Annotated in this window: 13 protein-coding genes and 1 tRNA gene; 6 read left to right on the forward strand and 8 right to left on the reverse strand. The window is 67.4% G+C overall.

Features of this window, described 5'->3' with window-relative positions:
• Positions 1-4 precede the first annotated feature (4 nt).
• The 4 genes from OC550_RS09660 to OC550_RS09675 all read left to right on the forward strand — a co-directional run bounded on the left by OC550_RS09660 (position 5) and on the right by OC550_RS09675 (position 2,979).
• On the forward strand, positions 5-808 hold the full coding sequence (locus tag OC550_RS09660) for a pyrimidine reductase family protein (protein WP_262105530.1): 804 nt from the start codon (positions 5-7) through the stop codon (positions 806-808).
• 30 nt (positions 809-838) lie between these two features.
• The gene (locus OC550_RS09665) at positions 839-1,771 is read left to right on the forward strand and encodes a J domain-containing protein (RefSeq protein WP_262105532.1); all 933 of its coding nucleotides are present in this window, start codon (positions 839-841) and stop codon (positions 1,769-1,771) included.
• A gap of 77 nt (positions 1,772-1,848) precedes the next feature.
• Positions 1,849-2,316 (forward strand): tRNA (cytidine(34)-2'-O)-methyltransferase, encoded by a 468-nt coding sequence (locus tag OC550_RS09670; protein ID WP_262105533.1) that lies wholly within the window; start codon positions 1,849-1,851, stop codon positions 2,314-2,316.
• Between the two features lie 57 nt (positions 2,317-2,373).
• Positions 2,374-2,979: an anti-sigma factor gene (locus tag OC550_RS09675; protein WP_262105535.1), complete on the forward strand. Its 606-nt coding sequence runs from the start codon at positions 2,374-2,376 to the stop codon at positions 2,977-2,979.
• Between the two features lie 109 nt (positions 2,980-3,088).
• Here OC550_RS09675 and OC550_RS09680 read toward each other — a convergent pair whose 3' ends face one another.
• The 4 genes from OC550_RS09680 to OC550_RS09695 all read right to left on the reverse strand — a co-directional run bounded on the left by OC550_RS09680 (position 3,089) and on the right by OC550_RS09695 (position 7,505).
• Positions 3,089-3,850, reverse strand: a complete 762-nt coding sequence (locus OC550_RS09680; RefSeq protein ID WP_262105536.1) for a PIG-L deacetylase family protein — start codon at positions 3,848-3,850, stop codon at positions 3,089-3,091.
• Positions 3,851-3,858: 8 nt separating this feature from the next.
• A complete protein-coding gene (locus OC550_RS09685) occupies positions 3,859-4,806 on the reverse strand; it encodes an electron transfer flavoprotein subunit alpha/FixB family protein (RefSeq protein ID WP_262105537.1) in 948 nt (315 codons plus the stop codon).
• 31 nt (positions 4,807-4,837) lie between these two features.
• Entirely contained in the window at positions 4,838-5,644 is an 807-nt protein-coding gene (locus OC550_RS09690) for an electron transfer flavoprotein subunit beta/FixA family protein (RefSeq protein WP_262105538.1), read from the reverse strand.
• Between the two features lie 310 nt (positions 5,645-5,954).
• On the reverse strand, positions 5,955-7,505 hold the full coding sequence (locus OC550_RS09695; RefSeq protein ID WP_262105539.1) for a trypsin-like peptidase domain-containing protein: 1,551 nt from the start codon (positions 7,503-7,505) through the stop codon (positions 5,955-5,957).
• A 272-nt stretch (positions 7,506-7,777) separates the two neighbouring features.
• Here OC550_RS09695 and OC550_RS09700 point away from each other — a divergent pair, with 272 nt between their 5' ends.
• Together OC550_RS09700 and OC550_RS09705 are read left to right on the forward strand one after the other, a co-directional pair.
• Positions 7,778-9,817 carry a TPM domain-containing protein gene (locus OC550_RS09700; protein ID WP_262105541.1) on the forward strand — a complete coding sequence of 680 codons (2,040 nt, stop codon included), beginning with the start codon at positions 7,778-7,780 and terminating at the stop codon, positions 9,815-9,817.
• A gap of 68 nt (positions 9,818-9,885) precedes the next feature.
• The gene (locus tag OC550_RS09705; protein WP_262105543.1) at positions 9,886-10,626 is read left to right on the forward strand and encodes a PspA/IM30 family protein; all 741 of its coding nucleotides are present in this window, start codon (positions 9,886-9,888) and stop codon (positions 10,624-10,626) included.
• Positions 10,627-10,653: 27 nt separating this feature from the next.
• Here the strand turns inward: OC550_RS09705 and OC550_RS09710 are convergent, their stop codons facing one another.
• The 4 genes from OC550_RS09710 to OC550_RS09725 form a co-directional block, all read right to left on the reverse strand.
• The gene (locus tag OC550_RS09710; RefSeq protein ID WP_262105544.1) at positions 10,654-11,238 is read right to left on the reverse strand and encodes a DUF6328 family protein; all 585 of its coding nucleotides are present in this window, start codon (positions 11,236-11,238) and stop codon (positions 10,654-10,656) included.
• Between the two features lie 87 nt (positions 11,239-11,325).
• Positions 11,326-11,399: transfer RNA gene (locus OC550_RS09715), tRNA-Met, on the reverse strand.
• Positions 11,400-11,448: 49 nt separating this feature from the next.
• Positions 11,449-14,391 (reverse strand): UPF0182 family protein, encoded by a 2,943-nt coding sequence (locus OC550_RS09720; RefSeq protein WP_262106305.1) that lies wholly within the window; start codon positions 14,389-14,391, stop codon positions 11,449-11,451.
• Positions 14,392-14,625: 234 nt separating this feature from the next.
• Complete coding sequence (locus OC550_RS09725; protein ID WP_262105546.1) at positions 14,626-15,729, reverse strand: PDZ domain-containing protein; 1,104 nt, start codon at positions 15,727-15,729, stop codon at positions 14,626-14,628.
• Between the last annotated feature and the right edge of the window lie 222 nt (positions 15,730-15,951).

The following is a 15,951-nucleotide window of genomic DNA, read 5'->3' on the forward strand; positions in this document are numbered from 1 at the left end:
GCACATGGCATCGACCGCCCACGGCCTCGCCCCGATCAACCGGATCTTTCCCGAGCCTGTCTCCGCAGCGACGGACGAACAACTGTTGCAGTGGTACGGCGGCGTGCCGCGCCCGGGGAGTTGGGTCCGCTTCAATTTCGTCTCCAGCCTGGACGGTGCGGCCACGCTGGAGGGTCAATCCGGCAGGCTGGGCAATGCCGTGGACCAGCACGTGTTCCAGCTGCTGCGGCGGCTGGGCGACGTCATCCTCGTCGGGGCCGGGACCGTGCGCGCCGAAGGGTACGGCGGTGACCTGCTGGGAGCCGAGGCCCGCAAGTGGCGGGCCTCGCGGGGCAAGCCCGAACACCCCGCCGTCGCCATTGTCTCCGGCTCGCTGGACCTGGACCCGGGCAGCGCGTTCTTCAGCGAGGCGCCGGTGCGGCCCCTGCTGTTCACCTCGGCCGCGGCCGACCCGGCCCGCAGGAAGGAACTCGCGGCCGTCGCCGATGTCGTCGATGCGGGGCGGGAGCGGGTGGAAGCGGCCGGTATCGTGCACGCGCTGGCCGAACGCGGCCTGCAGCAGATCCACTGCGAGGGCGGGCCGACGCTGCTGGGCTCGTTCGAAGCGGCCGGGCTGGTGGACGAACTTTGCCTGACAGTCAGCCCGCTGCTCGTCGGCGGCAGCGGGACCCGGATTGCCAGGTCCGGCGGCGGCTATCCGCCGCAACGGCTCCGGCTGGTCCAGGCCCTCGAATCGGATTCGATGCTGCTCCTGCGCTACATCGCGGACCGCCCCGCGCCCGCCGGCTCCCCGGCTGAATTAGGCTAGGATCCCGGGCACGAAGACGGAAAGGCGGCCGTGACTCCACCATCGCACTATGAGACCCTTGGGCTGCCCACCAGCGCCTCGGCCAAACAGATCAAGGCCGCCTACCGCCGGGCCGCCAGGGCGACCCACCCGGACCATGGCGGGGACCCTGCCGCGTTCCGGCAGGTGACGCTGGCTTACGAAGTGCTGAGCGATCCGGAAACCCGCGCCACATATGACAGGTCCTACGGCGCGGCCGGAGCGGCCGCCTCAACCAGCAGCGCCGAGTCCTTCGCCGCCGGGCCCAACTTCACCACGGCGCCGCACCGGGCGCCGAACGGCCGCAATGCCGCCAAGTCCCCGGCGGTCTTCGTCCCGGCCTACGATTCGCCCGACGCGTCGTCGGCCGTCCCCCTCCAGCTGGCGCGCCAGCAGATCCACGGCGTGCCCCGCAAGCGAGGCATCTTCGGCGCCGCGTCGCGGCTGCAGCGTGAAGCCCGCACGGTGCGCCTGATCTCCCAGCAGATCCTGCCCGAGATGCCGTCCGCCCGGCTGGTCAACGGCCTGCACTCGCCCGACGGCCGCGGCTATATCGACCACGCCCTCCTGGCCGGCTACCGCCTTGCCCTGATCGATTCCATGCTGCTGCCGCGCGGGATCTTCCAGTGGAACGGCACCACGCTGCGCAAGGACGGGCGCATCATCGATCCGCCCAGCCTGGCTCCCGCGGTCCGGTGGATGCAGGACCTGTTCCCCGAGCTGAACGTCCAGGGCTGGACCGTCATCCACGCGCCCGACGGCAACCTGCACGAGCCCGTGATCGATTATGCCCGCGGCTATGATCCCCATACGCATTCCCCGGTGGACGTGGTCAACGCCGCGCGGCTGGTGCGCGAACTGAAGTTCTTCCTGGCCTCCGGCCCCGCGCCGAATACCGTACTGGTGCCGGCACTCGGTAAGCTGCTCGCCGGCATGCACAAGTAGCCGCCCTCCGGGGACTCCGGCTGAGGGCCTGGGCGGCCGCACCGGCCTGCTGAGCATGAACGTTTAGGATGAACCCTGTGTTCCGCATTCTCTTCTACACCCCCGAAATCCCCGGCAATACCGGCAACGCCATCCGGCTCGCGGCCATCACCGGCAGCGAACTGCACTTGGTGGAACCGCTCGGCTTCAGCTTCGAAGACTCCAAACTCCGCCGGGCCGGGCTGGACTACCACGACCTGGCCATCGTCCACGTGCACAAGTCCCTGGCCGAGGCATGGGAGGCTTTGCAGCCGGATCGTGTCTATGCGTTCACGTCCGACGGCGAGCGGTCCTATGTCGATGTGGAGTACCGTCCGGGGGATGTGCTGATGTTCGGCCCCGAGTCGGTCGGCCTGCCCGTTGAGGTCAAGCAAGACCCGCACGTCACCGCACGGCTGCGGCTCCCGATGCGGCCGTCGCTGCGGTCGCTTAACCTGGCCAACTCGGCTTCCATCGCGGTCTACGAGGCCTGGCGCCAGCACGGATTCGCCGGAGCCAAGCTCTAAGCCGCCGCCGCGTGCCGCCCGGGATTCGCGCGGGTTACGCGGCTATGCTGGAAACCTATGGACACGCCACTGCCCCGCGACAAAGCCTCCGCCAACGCCGACGACTTCGAGCCCGGTTCCTACCCCGAGCAGGAGCCCGCGGCCGAGCCGTCCGATGATTCCTCGGTGCTGCACGCGGACCAGCTGACGGTGGAGGACGAGATTCCGGAGCGGCGTCCGATGCCGCGGCGCACCAAGCTGGTGCTGCTGGCGGTGGCCGCCGTTGTGCTCATCGTGGGAGCGATTGCCGCCGTACAGACCCTCGGCCGCTCGCCTGCCGACTCGGTCCTCGGGGCGGGAGACGTCGTGAAGACCAGCGTCGAGGGCGAGAACGGAGCCGCCGCAGACGTGGCAGTGTCCGCGGACCGCAACGCCGCCGTCGTTACTTTCCGCAACCTCCCCGCACCCGGCAACGGACAGGTCTACCAGCTGTGGAAGATCCCGGCCAGCGGTTCGGCGCCGGTCTCCGTCGGCTCGCTGAGCAGCGGAAACATCAGCGGCGAAGAGCCGGCCGTCGTGGAGAACATCTCGGGCTACAAGGCCGCCGCCCTGACCCTCGAGGCCCGCGGCGGAGCCCAGTCCCCCACCCCGCCGTTCACCCTTGAGCTGAAACTCGCCGAGTAGCACTGGCGCCGGACCGACGAACCGGAACCCTCCGGTCCCGCCAGCCGTCCTGCCAGGCCCTGACGACGGGCGTCCCGGTAAGCCGGAACCATCACGTCGCCCCGCCGGGTCAGAAGCCGGCGATCGTGGACGGCGTGTTGATGCCGACCACGTGGAAGGCCTCGGCGCTGGAGCCCTCCGGCAGACCGCCGCGCCGCGCGTTCTCCTGCATCATGGCCTTGACCCGGCTTTCCATTTGCGCGACGTCCGGGTGCTGGCTGGCATGGATCCGGATGGCCGCGATCTTGACGTCGACCAGGTCCGTCACGTCCATGTAGTGGTTTTCCCGCTCCCTCGGAGCCCCATAGAACCAGAGGTAGGGAAGCTTGTACGCCGGCAGCCCGGCGGCGGCCAGCTCCGGATAGGCGTAGGGGTTTTCGACGGCCGGATAGACCGCCCTGGTCACGGCCTCGCCGCAGGCCAGATGGTCCGGGTGGCTCTTCTGGATCCGGTCCCAGGCGCGTTCCGGATGCATGGCCAGCACGATCTCGGGCCGGATCCGGCGGATCAGCTCGACGGTCTTGCCGACCACCTCGTAGGAGGGTTCCAGGAAGCCGTCGCGCTCGTGGAAATAGTGGATGCCGCGGGCGCCGGTGATCCGCGCCGCTTCTTCCTGCTCCGCCGTCCGCCGGGCCACGATGTCCGGGCGGTGGGCCTCATCGAAACCTCCGGCGTCGCCGTCGGTCATGATGCAGTAGCTGACGTCGCTCCCGGCCGCCGCCCAGCGCGCGATCGTCCCCGCCGCCCCGAAATCGAGGTCGTCCGGGTGGGCGGCAAAGACCAGGACTCGAGCCGGCGCCAGCGCGGCGCCGGCTTCTTCCGGTTCGACCACGGCCGCCGTTAGCCCTTCCGCTTGCGGATTTCGGCCGCAGCCTGCGGCAGCACCTTGAAGAGGTCGCCCACGACGCCGAAGTCCGCGATCTCGAAGACCGGGGAGTCCGGATCCTTATTGACCGCGACGATGACCTTGGACGTCTGCATGCCGGCCTTCTGCTGGATGGCACCCGAGATGCCGGCGGAGATGTACAGCTGCGGCGATACCGTCTGGCCGGTCTGGCCGACCTGCGCCGAGTGCTCAATCCAGCCCGCATCCGTAGCCGCCCGGGAGGCACCGACCGCTCCGCCGAGGGCATCCGCCAGGTCCTCGACCGCGGAGAAGTCCCCGTTCACGCCGCGGCCGCCGGCGACGACAACGCGTGCCTCGGAGAGTTCCGGGCGCCCGCTGGAGGGCTTTTCCGACCGGCCGGTGACCCGGGCCGCAGGCGCTCCGGCGGCCACGGAAACCGTCTCGACCCGGGGCGAAGTGGCCTGCGGGACGGTTTCGGCCTCGATGCTGTTGGCCTTGAAGGTGATGATGGGCGTTCCCGTCCGGACCTGCGCTTCGACCGTGTAAGCCCCGGCCAGCACGCTCTTGGTGGCGGTGAGGTCATTGGCGACCGCGATGGCATCGGTGACGACGCCGCTGCGGCGCTTGATGGACAGCCGGCCGGCGATCTCCTTGCCGTCGAACGTGTTCGGCAGGAGCACCGCCTGCGGCTGCGTCCGGTCCATGGCCGCCGCGAGGAAGTCCGCCTTGCGGACGGCGAGGACGTCGTCCAGGTCTGCGGAATCCGGATGGACGACGGCGGCGGTGCCGTACTCGCCGAGGGCCGCCGCCAGGCTGTCACTGACCGGTCCGGAGACCGCAGCCACCGGCTCGCCGAGGCTGCGCGCGAGCGTCAGCAGTTCCCGGTGGCTCTTATGCAGTGCGCCGTCCGGAGTGTCGATGAAGACAAGAATGTTCGTCATGTTCGTGGAATCCTTTCCGGGTCCGCAGCTGCTAGAGCAATTTCTGGCCGGCAAGGAAGTCGGCCAGGCGGATGCCGGCATCGCCCTCATCGGTGATGATCGTTCCCTGTGAACGCGCCGGGCGGGGCTTGGCCGCGACGACGGTGGCCCAGGCGCCCGCGGCGCCGACCTCCGCTGCGTCCACGCCGAGGTCCGCCAGGGAAAGCTGCGTGATGGACTTCTTCTTGGCCGCCAGGATGCCCTTGAAGTTCGGGTAGCGCGGCTCGTTGATCTGGTCGGTCACGGACACCAGCGCCGGCAGCTGCGCCTCGACGGTGGCCGAGTGGCTGTCCGAATCGCGCCGGGCCGTCACGGTGCTCCCGGCGACCTCTAGTTCGGACGCGAAGGTGATCTGGGCCAGGCCGAGGCGCTCGGCCAGCTGTGCCGGGACCAGCGAAGTCTCGCCGTCCGTGGAGGCCATGCCGGTCAGGACCAGGTCCACGTTGCCCAGCGTGCGGATCGCCGCCGCCAGGGCCAGGGAGGTACCGGCCGCGTCGGATCCGGCCAGGGCGTCGTCGCAGACATGGAGGCCCTGCGTGGCGCCGATCTGCAGCGACTTCTTGACGGCGTTGACCGCCGCCGCGGGACCCATGGTCAGCGCGGTGACAACGTTTCCGGCCTTGGGGCCGCCGCGGGCTTCCGAAAGCTGCAACGCTGCTTCGAGGGCGTACTCGTCAAGCTCGGAGAGGATGCTCTCGTCCCGCTCCAGAGTGTAATCGTCGTCGGACAAATGGCGGTCGAACTGGGCGTCCGGTACGTGCTTAACCAGAACCACAATGTTCAGGGCAGGATCCTGCATCGTTGCTTCGTCTTCCTTCCGCGGTGCCCCGCAATGCTCTGCCGGTACAACTTACCTAACCATACCGGCAGCGCGGGGGCCGAACGCCCGCGCCCGTGGAAACTGCAGCCGAACCTGCACGGAGTCCCGGCCGGCCGCCGTCGCACACCGCATTGTCCGGTACCGGAACGGCCGGCACCCGGAACCCGACACCCGGCACCCGGCACCCGGCAACAGCCTCGGCTGGACCGGGAACAAGCTCAGTCCGGAACCGGCAGGGCCGCGGCCCCCGGTGCATTCAGGAGCCGCGGCCGTGATGCAGCCGGTGGGGTCACTTACCGGGATTTTCGCCGATCTTCACGTCCACCGTCTGCTCATTGCCTCCGCGCAGGACCTTCAGGCCTACAGTGCTGCCGACCGCGTGTTCGCGGATGGCAGCCGTCAGGGAGACGCTGTCCTCGATGACCCGGTCCTCGACGGCAGTGATGACATCGCCCTTGCGCAGACCGGCGTCGTCGGCCGGAGAGCCATTGACCACGTCGGCGACCTCCGCGCCGACGGAGAACTGGGTTCCGCCGCTGGAGTTCGGTGAAGCCTTGGCCGTGACGCTCACGCCCAGATAGCCGTGCGTGGCCTCGCCGTTCTTGATCAGTTCCTCGGCGATCCGCTGGGCGTAGTTGCCCGGGATCGCGAAGCCGACCCCGATGCTGCCGCTGTCCTGGCTGGCCGAGGCGATCGCGACGTTGACGCCGATGACGTCGCCCTTGGTGTCCACGAGGGCGCCGCCGGAGTTGCCGTGGTTGATGGCGGCGTCCGTCTGTATGACGTTGAGGTAGATGCTCCCGCTGGACGAGGATGAGGAACTGCCGTCGGAGTTCTCGTCAGGGAACTGAAAGTTCCACTGGTCATTCGGGGCGGGGCTCTGCTCTTCCTGCGGGGCTTCGGAGGAAGAGACGCTGATGGTGCGGCTCAGCGTCGAAATGATGCCGTCCGTCACCGTTCCGCTGAGACCCAGCGGGGCGCCGATGGCGATGGCCGTGTCTCCGACGTTGAGCTTGTCCGAGTTGGCGAACGACGCCGGCGTCAGCCCGTCTGCCTCGATCTTGATGACGGCCAGGTCCGAGAGCGGGTCCGTGCCGACTATCTTGGCCTCGTGGACCTGGCCATCGCTCGTGCGCACCTCGAGGGTGGGGTTCGAGGCCTGTCCGCCGAGGGTCACCACGTGGGTGTTCGTCAGGATATGGCCCTCGCCGTCGAGGATGATGCCGGAGCCGGAGCCGCCGGAGTTTCCCGAGGCGACGGAGATCGTGACGACGCTCGGCGATGCCTTGGCTGCTGCTGCGGTGATTTCATTGACGGAGTCGGTGTTGTTGACGATCAGCTGCTGGGCCGACGCGCCCGCCACGGACGCGACCGATCCGCCCGCCAACGACTGGGCCCCGACAGCCACGCCGCCGCCGGCAAGACCCGCCAGCAGCATGCCAGCCACCAGGGCTCCGCTGCCGAAACGTTTCTTTACCGCGGGTTTCGCGGTCGGCGCCGGACCCGCGCCGAAGGACTGCGGCTGCCCGAAGGACTGTCCCGAGTAGTGGCCGTAGGACGGCGCCGACTGGGAATACTGCCCTTGCTCCCCGCCCTGTCCATACGACGGCTGGCCGTATGCCCGTTGGCCCGAACCGTCCGGCCGCTGCCAGCCCGAGACGGGCCGGGTGGCCTGCGGCATCGGGAGGGCCTCGGTATCACCGGAGCCGGAGGCACCAGGTGTCTGGTCGGCCGAAGCTGACCGGTCGGTATGGCCCTGCCCGGACGCAGGAGGAGTCTGCGGCTGGGGCGGCACTGCCGGGTTGTACCGGGGGTCACCATCCCGATGGTGCTCAGACATGGTCTTCCTTTCTCGAAGCTGTTTCCACTATGCCTCGCCCTGCTGGGACTACAACGCACGTTGACTGGAAGTTATCTGGGAACATGCCGAACGCCGCTGCGCATTCTGCAACGCGGAACCCTCTGCTGACCTTGGGCGTTACTTCGGTAGACGCTCCCGCGGACGCACCATAGAATCGCAAGTGGGGGCGGGACGGAGGGTCTGCCTCTAGCAGCCGACACAATATCAGGCCGCCGTCCATGAGTGCACCACCAGGTGCTGAAGGGTTCTCGATGCGATCATTGCTCGCGCGGTTAGGGGCCGCATTCGGCCTGTCCATAGTGCTCATGTCCCCCGCCGCAGCCATGGCCGAGCCCCCGGTGGACATTCCGCCCGGCGAGTTCGTGGTGGACCAGGCGAACGTCCTCGGTGCGGACAAGGCCGAGGTCGAAAACGCCATCGCGGAACTGCGGCAGGAACACGGTCTCGGACTCTTCGTGGTCTACGTGGACACCTTCGAGGACCCCACCGATCCGCACGACTGGCTCGTAGCGACTGCGACTAAGAAGGACCTGGGCAGCTCGGACAGCATGCTCGCCGTCGCCGTCGACTCCCAAAAGGCCTGGTTCCAGTCAGCCGAAGGCAGCGCAATTCGGCCGCACGACCAGCAGATCTTCCAGTCCATCAGCCCCTCCCTGTCCCGCGGTGACTGGGCGGAGGCGGGCGTACTTGCCGCCCAGGCAGTCTCGGATGTCGCTTCCGGCGGCAGCGGGGACGTCAGTTCCTCGTCTTCCGGAGGCTCGCTGGCCCCCATGCTGCTGCTCGGCGGGGTCGTGGCTGCCGGAGGCGTGGGCACCTATCTCTTCGTCAAGAACAAGCGCCGCCGGGGCCCCGGACAGCGGCACCAGCAAATCCAGGTCGGCCCGGACGGCCATCCGCTGGACCCGCAGCAGGCCATGAGCGTCGAGGACCTGAGGAAGAAGGCCGGCAGCCTCCTCATTGCCTCGGATGATGCCATCAAGTCGAGCGAGCAGGAGCTGGGCTTTGCCATGGCCCAGTACGGCGAGGACGCCGTCAAGCCGTTCTCCGATGACCTCGCCGCGGCCAAGGCCCACATGATGGAGTCCTTCAAACTCCAGCAGCAGCTGGACGACCATATTCCGGACACCGAGCAGCAGCAGCGGGCCTGGCTCGGGGACATCATCCGACGGTGCGAGGCCGTCAGCGCGTCCCTCCAGGAGCACAAGGAGGACTTCGACGCACTGCGCGAGCTGGAGAAGAATGCGCCTGGCGCGCTGGCCGAAGCGCGCAGTTCCGCGGAGGCATCGCGGGGAAGGCTGCAGGCGGGCCGGGGCACCCTGGACCAGCTGCGCTCGCGCTACGCGGACTCCGCCCTCCAGCAGATCGCCGACAATATCGACCAGGCACAGGAACGCCTCGACTTCGTCGCGAACGCTGGAACCACTGCGGAGGAGAAGCTTAGCGCGGGGGACCGGAGCGCCGCCGTCGTTGCCGTTAGGGCCGCCGAGGAAAGCGTCCACCAAGCCAATGTGCTGCTGGATGCGATCGACAAGACCGCCAGGGACCTCGATGCGGCCAGGGACACGCTGGAACGCACCGTGGCCGACACGGCCCAGGACCTCGCCCAGGCCCGGGCGCTGATCGGCAACGGGCAGCATCCGGAACTGGCCGGGCCCGCCGCACAGGTGGAGACGGCCCTGGACACGGTGAAGCGCGAAATCGCGGGCGGCCGGAACGATCCGATTGCCCTGGTCCAGCGGCTCGAAGCGGCCAACTCCGAGCTGGACCAGGCGCTCACCGGCGTACGGGACGCGCAGGATCGGGCACGTCGCGCGAGGGATGCCCTCCAGCACGCCATCATGTCCGCGCAGGCCCAGGTCTCCGGCACCTCGGACTACATTCGAGCCCGGCGCGGCGGCGTCGGCAGCGAAGCCCGGACCCGCCTCGCGGAGGCCGAACGGAATCTCGATTACGCCATTCAGATCGCCGACTCGGATCCGGAGCAGGCCCTCAACTACGCGCAGCAGGCCAGCGCCCTGGCGCAGCAAGCCAGCCAAATGGCACAACAGGATGTCGACGGCTTCGGCGGCATGGGCGGTTTCGGCGGAGGAGGCATGTTCGGCGGTCGCGGCGGCGGCTTGGGCGGCGCCATCCTCGGCGGCATCCTGATCGACTCCATCCTCCACGGCGGCCACCATGGCGGCGGGGGCGGCGGCGGCGACGTCTTCGGGGGCGGCGGCTTCGGCGGCTTCGGCGGAGGGTTCGGAGGTGGCGGATTCGGCGACGGCGGAGGTGCCGGCGGCAACTTCTAACAAGAGATGGACTCGACCAGCCTGACGGCTGTCACGGAAACCAGATAGCAGATCGAAAGGTAATCCCTGTGGTAAAGCAATCAATTTTCGGCCGTATCTCCCAGCTGGCCAAAGCCAACATCAATGCCCTGATCGACCAGGCCGAGGATCCGCAGAAAATGCTGGACCAGATGGTCCGGGACTACTCGAACAACATCGCCGAGGCCGAAAGCGCCGTCGCCCAGACCATCGGCAACCTGCGGATGCTCCAGGACGACCACAACGAGGACATGGAGAACGCCCGCAGCTGGGGCAACAAGGCGTTGGCCGCCAGCCGGAAGGCAGACGAGTACCGGGCTTCCGGCGACACCGTCGATGCCGAGAAGTTCGACAGCCTCGCCAAGGTCGCGATCCAGCGGCAGATTGCCTCCGAGAACGAAGCGCGGGGCGTCGAACCGACCATTGCGTCGCAGACCGAGGTCGTCGAGAAGCTCAAGACGGGCCTCAACCAGATGAAGGGCAAGCTGACCGAGCTGCAGAACAAGCGCAATGAGCTGGTTGCCCGCTCGCGCACCGCGGCCGCCCAGACGCAGGTCCACGACGCGCTCAAGAGCATCGACATCATGGACCCGACGAGCGAGGTCAGCCGCTTCGAGGAAAAGGTCCGCAGGGAAGAGGCCCGCGTCCGCGGCGCCAACGAACTCGCGGCGTCCAGCCTCGATGCCCAGTTCGAAAGCCTGGAGGATCTGGGCGAACAGACCGAAATCGAAGCGCGCCTGGCCGCGCTGAAGTCCGGCTCGGCGCCGGCTTCTCTCGAGTCGGGGCAGTAACCACAGCGCCAGGGGCGGGGCGGCGGATCAACCGATCTGCCGCCCCGCTTCGCCGTCTTCATCGCCGGCGGTCCTCACCCCCCTGGCCGGTTGCTCCGTCGCGGGGCCGGAATGGTCCGCATATTTGCGCCGGATGGCCAGCGGCAGGATCACCCACATCAGCACCAGCAGCAGGACCAGCACGGCACCTGTGATGGTGGCAGCTGTCCGGCCCAGCACCATGTCAAAGATGAGCCACGTGGTACCGATCAGGATGAGTCCCGCGAACAGCATGGCTCCGCGGATGATCCGGTCGCTGTTGTCCACCAGAGCCACTCGGATGTGCCGCCGGAAAAAGACCCGATGCATGTTCACTGCCGTCAACAGCAGCGCCGTGATGCTCGCCGAGACGAAGACCAGGCCGAGGTAGACGGTGATCTGCACACTGTCCAGCTCGGCAAACTTCTGCTGGAAGGGCAGTGTGAGCAGGAATCCCGCCAGGATTTGGATGCCCGTCTGCATCACACGTACTTCCTGCAGGAGTTCGTACCAGTTCCGGTCCAGCTTCTCCGCCGGTGTTTCGTTGCGTCCGCTCGGAGGTTCCTCGAGCTCGTCGCGGGAATCAGTGCCCATGAGCCGACACTAGCGCGGGCCGGGGGATATTGTGCGACAAATGCAGGAAGGTCCCGGCCGGATTCCTCCGGTCGGGACCTTCAATCGTTGCGGGGAGAGGATTTGAACCTCTGACCTCTGGGTTATGAGCCCAGCGAGCTACCGAACTGCTCCACCCCGCGGCGCTCTAAACACATTACAGGCCGCGGGGTGGCTGGGCAAATCGGGCCGCTACGGCGCCGGCGTTTCCGTCGGAGCCGGGGTTGCCTGGCCTTCGGCGGGCGGGGTCTCGCCGGTGATCTCGGCTTCGGCTTCGATGGCTTGGCGCAGGGCCGCCTGCAGCTTCTCCTGCGCCTTGCCGTAGGCCGCGAAGTCGCCGTCGGCCAATGCCGCCTCGCCTTCCTGGATGGCGGCCGAAGCGGCCTGGAGCGCATCCTGCAGCGCCTTCTGGTTGTCCACCTCGGCGGGAGGGCCGCCGGCGTCAGGCGGGGTCTCCCCCACATTCCCCTGGTCCCCCGTGGTCGCGCCGGAATCGCCCTGGAAGACCTGGTCGAGGGCTTCGGACAGGGTCGGGGCAAACCCGACTTCCTCGCCGAAGCTGACCAGCACCCGGCGCAGGGTCGGGTAGGAAGAGGCTCCGGAGGACTGCACGTAGACCGGCTGCACGTACAGGATGCCGCCGCCGACGGGCAGAGTCAGCAGGTTGCCGTTGATGACCTCCGAGGCTCCCTGCCGCAGCAGGTTCAGCGCCTGCGAGACCGTTGTGTCCGAGTTGAACAGGTTCTGGGCCTGCCCCGGGCCCGGGACGGTGATCTCGCGCGGCAATTCAAGCAGCCTGAGCTTGCCGTAGTCTTCCGATTTCACACCGTCCTTGCCGGTACCCGCGTCGGCCTCCGCGGACAGGAAGCCGTAGAGCACGTTGCGCGGCTCTCCGCCCGGCGCCACGAACGGAATGAACGGGGTCGTGAGGGAGAACGCCGCCGTGTCCTGGCCCGGCATCTTGAGCGAAAGGTAATAGGCGGGCTGTTTAACGTCCGTATTGGCGCCCAGCGTGGGATCGGTCGGAACGCTCCAGGCGTCACTGTTCTCGTAGAAGCGGCCGACGTCCGTCACGTGGTAGCGGGCGAGCAGTTCGCGCTGCACCTTGAACAGGTCCTCCGGATAGCGCACGTGCGCCATCAGCTCGGCGGACATCTCCTGGAACGGCTTCAGCGTGGTCGGGAAGACCTTCTGCCAGGCCTGAAGCAGCGGATCCTGGTCATCCCAGGCGTAGAGATCCACCGAGCCGTCGTAAGCATCCACAGTGGCCTTGACGGCGTTCCGGATGTAGTTGATGTCCTCCGGCGGCAGCGCGACGGCACGGCCCTCGGCGGTCTGGGTGTCCTGCGTGGCCCGTTCCAGCTGTTGCGGGGTCGAGTACGGGAAGTGTTCGCTGGTGGTATAGGCATCCACGATCCACTTGACCCGGCCGTCCACAATTGCAGGGTAGGGGTTGCCGTCCACCGTCAGGTACGGCGCGACCTTTTCGATACGCTCGCGGGGATTGCGGTCGTAGAGGATCTGCGACTCCGAGTTGACCGTGTCCGAGAGCATCAGGTCGGTCGACTGGAACTTCAGCGCATAGACGAGCCGGTTGAACCAGTTGCCGATTCTCGGCCCGCCCTCGCCGGTGAACGTGTTGCGCGATTCGGTGTCCGCTCCGGCGCTCTGCGGGCGGTCGATTTCGACGGGGGACGCGCCCTCGGGGGCACCCACGACCGAGTAGTCCGGCGAGGACTCGCCGAAGTAGATGCGCGGCTCGTAGGTCGAGTCGTCCCCCAGCACACCGTTCGAGGGAATCCCGCTCAGCAGGAACGACGGCTTGCCGTCCGCCTGGACCTGGGAACCCGCAGCGGCGACGACACCGTAGCCGTGTGTGTAGAGGACATGCTCGTTGACCCAGCCGGACGGAATGCCGCCGGTGTTCAGTTCACGAACCGCGATGACCGTGTCCTGCACCTTGCCGTCGATGTTGTAGCGGTCCACGTTGAGCGTCTCGGAGAACTGGTAGTACTGGCGGAACTGCTCGAGCTGCGCGAACGCGTTGGACACCAGGTTCGGGTCCAGCAGGCGGATGTTCGCCGTCGTTTCGGCGTCCTGGCGCAGGGCACCTGCCTCCGCGTTAACGGTGGCATCGTAGGAGGTGACCTCCGTGTCCTCGAGGCCGTAGGCCAGGCGGGTCAGGCCGATGTTGCGTTCAATGTATTCGGCTTCGAGGTTCCGCTCATTCGGCGTGACTTGGAAACGCTGGACCACCCAGGGGTAGACGCCGCCCGCAAGGATGGCCGTCACAACGAGCATGGCCGTGCCTACCAGCGGAAGCCGCCAGCGGTTCATCACCGCGGCAACGACGAACAGGATGGCGACGATGATCGCGGCAACGGCCAGGATCGCCTTGGTCGGAATGATCGCGTGCACGTCAGTGTAAAGGGCGCCGGTCCAGCTGCCCGAGTCAGACTGCACGGTGCTGTAGCGGTCCAGCCAGTAGTTGATGCCCTGGAGGACCAGGAACAGCGCCGCAAAAACAGCGACGTGGATGCGCGCGGCGTTGGAGGCAAAGAAGCCCTTTTCCTCCAGCCGGATTCCGCCATAGAGGTAATGGGTGAGCAGCCCGGCGATGCCGGCGATCAGCACGACGCTGACCAGGAAGCCCGTAATGAAGCCGAGGAACGGCAGGGTGTTCAGGTAGAAGCTGTAGTCCAGGCCGAACTGGGGGTCCTGCTGGCCGAACGGCACCTGGTTGAAGAACAGAAGGACCGTCTGCCAGGCGGACGCCGCGGCGGTGCCGGCAAAACCGCCGAGCACGATCGGGATGCCGATCATCAGCAGCTTGCGCACCGGTTCGAGCTGTTCCTGGTACCGGTTGAGGTTGTCCTGCATGGCGTTGTCCGGCGCGTACACCGGACGGGAACGGTAGGCCAGGCGTAGGCTCAGGTAGACCGACGCCGCCATGATGAGGAACGCCACGACGAAGATCGCGATCCGGGTACCGTTCTCCTTAAGGAAGACTTCAAGATAACCCAGCTGGTCGTACCACAGGATGTCCGCGTAGACCTGTGAAAAGAACACGAAAGCGATCACGAGGACTGCCACCACAATCAGGGTGGGTACCAGGGGCGAACGCTTCTTCTTCAGCGGACTTGGTGCTGTTGGCCGGTCATCGAAGGGCCGGTCTGATCCGAAAGTCACTCTCTACCTCATTGTCTGCGTGCATCGAGCATCGCGGGGTGCCGGGGCACAAAAAACCCTCCGGTTATTCCACGATTACGCAGGCCAAGAGGTTCCGCTGCCTCCCATTCTGCCTTGCGGCACTGACCGACGCGAAGCCGAGCCAAGGGAGTGACGGAATCCGACACCCGATTGTGACTTTCAGCCGCAGGACGGCAATCCGGCCGTGCTGCCGCCCCCGATCTGTTCGACGGCCTTGACCGCACCGTCCAGGTCTTCGACCTTGACCACCTGCATGCCGTCCGGCACGTGTCCCGCGGCTTCGCCGCAGTTGCCGGCCGGCGCCAGGAAGACGGTGGCGCCCTGGTCCCTTGCGCCGTCCATCTTCTGGACAATGCCGCCGATCGGGCCGACCTTCCCCTCGGCGTCGATGGTCCCGGTTCCGGCGAAGTGCTTGCCGCCCGTCATTTCCCCCGGGGTCAGCTTGTCGACGATGCCCAAGGCGAACATGAGGCCGGCACTCGGGCCGCCGACGTTGTCGAGCTGGATCTTGACTTCGTAGGGGAAATCGAAGTCCGTGCCCAGCAGGACGCCGAGCTGGAATTCGCCGTCGTCGTTCGCTTTAGGAGCGATTTCCACGTCCAGGCTCTTCCCGTCCCGAACCACACCCAGTTCAACCGGCTTGCCGGCCCCGGCGTTGAGCTCCGCCCGCAGCACCTCGATCCCCGTGACCGGCTTGCCATTGACGGTCCCGACGACATCGTCCATCTCCAGCAGGCCTTCGGCTGCCGCATTGTCGGCGAAGCCGACGACGGTCATCCGCTGGTCGAACTCCACGCCCAGGTGCGTCATCGCTGCGGCGACCGAGGTTTCCTGGGAGGACGTCATGGCAGCGGCGTTCTGGTTCTGGATTTCTTCCCCGGTCACTCCCGGAGGATAGACGAGTTCCTCAGGGGCGACGGTCTGCCGCGGATCGAGCCACGCCGCCGCGACCTCGAACAGGCGGACAGGATTCCGCGGCCCGCCGCTCATGTAGACGGTGGTCAGGTCCAGGTTGCCGGAGGTGGGGTAGGTCTTCTCCCCCGGTATTTCGATCAGCGTCCGGCTGTCCACGGCGCCGACGGTGTTGAAGGACGGTCCGGGCGTCTCGATGACGTAGGGTGCCGGCAGCAACAATCCGGCAAGTCCCAAGCCGGCTCCGACTATCCCCGCGGCCATCATGACCGGCCGGCGCCGGTTCTTCGGCGGGTTCGGCGCCGCCGGCGGCCGCTGGCCGCCGGTCGCCGTCTGCGTCGGATCAGTCAATGGTTGTCCTTCCGGAAGCGGGCACGTCGGTGGAGAATGTCCTGCCCAAAGCCTACGCGCTCGGCGGATTCGGCCGCTCATCCCGCCGTGCGCGACCAGTGGCCGCGGGGGGTCCCCCAATGCCGGCCGCGTGGCGGATTTGCCCTCAGCGAACCGGCGTGACGCCGCGCGACAGGCCGGGAAAGCTACCGGTAACGTGGAAGCAGCAGCAGTAAGGAGCGC

It is taken from the genome of Arthrobacter sp. Marseille-P9274 (assembly GCF_946892675.1).
GTDB lineage: Bacteria > Actinomycetota > Actinomycetes > Actinomycetales > Micrococcaceae > Crystallibacter.

Excerpts from the sequence above, each read along its gene's own strand:
- OC550_RS09660 (WP_262105530.1), top strand. The coding sequence starts at position 5 with ATGGCATCGACCGCCCACGGCCTCGCCCCGATCAACCGGATCTTTCCC.
- OC550_RS09675 (WP_262105535.1), top strand. The coding sequence starts at position 2,374 with ATGGACACGCCACTGCCCCGCGACAAAGCCTCCGCCAACGCCGACGAC.
- OC550_RS09685 (WP_262105537.1), bottom strand. The coding sequence starts at position 4,806 with ATGACGAACATTCTTGTCTTCATCGACACTCCGGACGGCGCACTGCAT.
- OC550_RS09690 (WP_262105538.1), bottom strand. The coding sequence starts at position 5,644 with ATGCAGGATCCTGCCCTGAACATTGTGGTTCTGGTTAAGCACGTACCG.
- OC550_RS09695 (WP_262105539.1), bottom strand. The coding sequence starts at position 7,505 with ATGTCTGAGCACCATCGGGATGGTGACCCCCGGTACAACCCGGCAGTG.
- OC550_RS09700 (WP_262105541.1), top strand. The coding sequence starts at position 7,778 with ATGCGATCATTGCTCGCGCGGTTAGGGGCCGCATTCGGCCTGTCCATA.
- OC550_RS09710 (WP_262105544.1), bottom strand. The coding sequence starts at position 11,238 with ATGGGCACTGATTCCCGCGACGAGCTCGAGGAACCTCCGAGCGGACGC.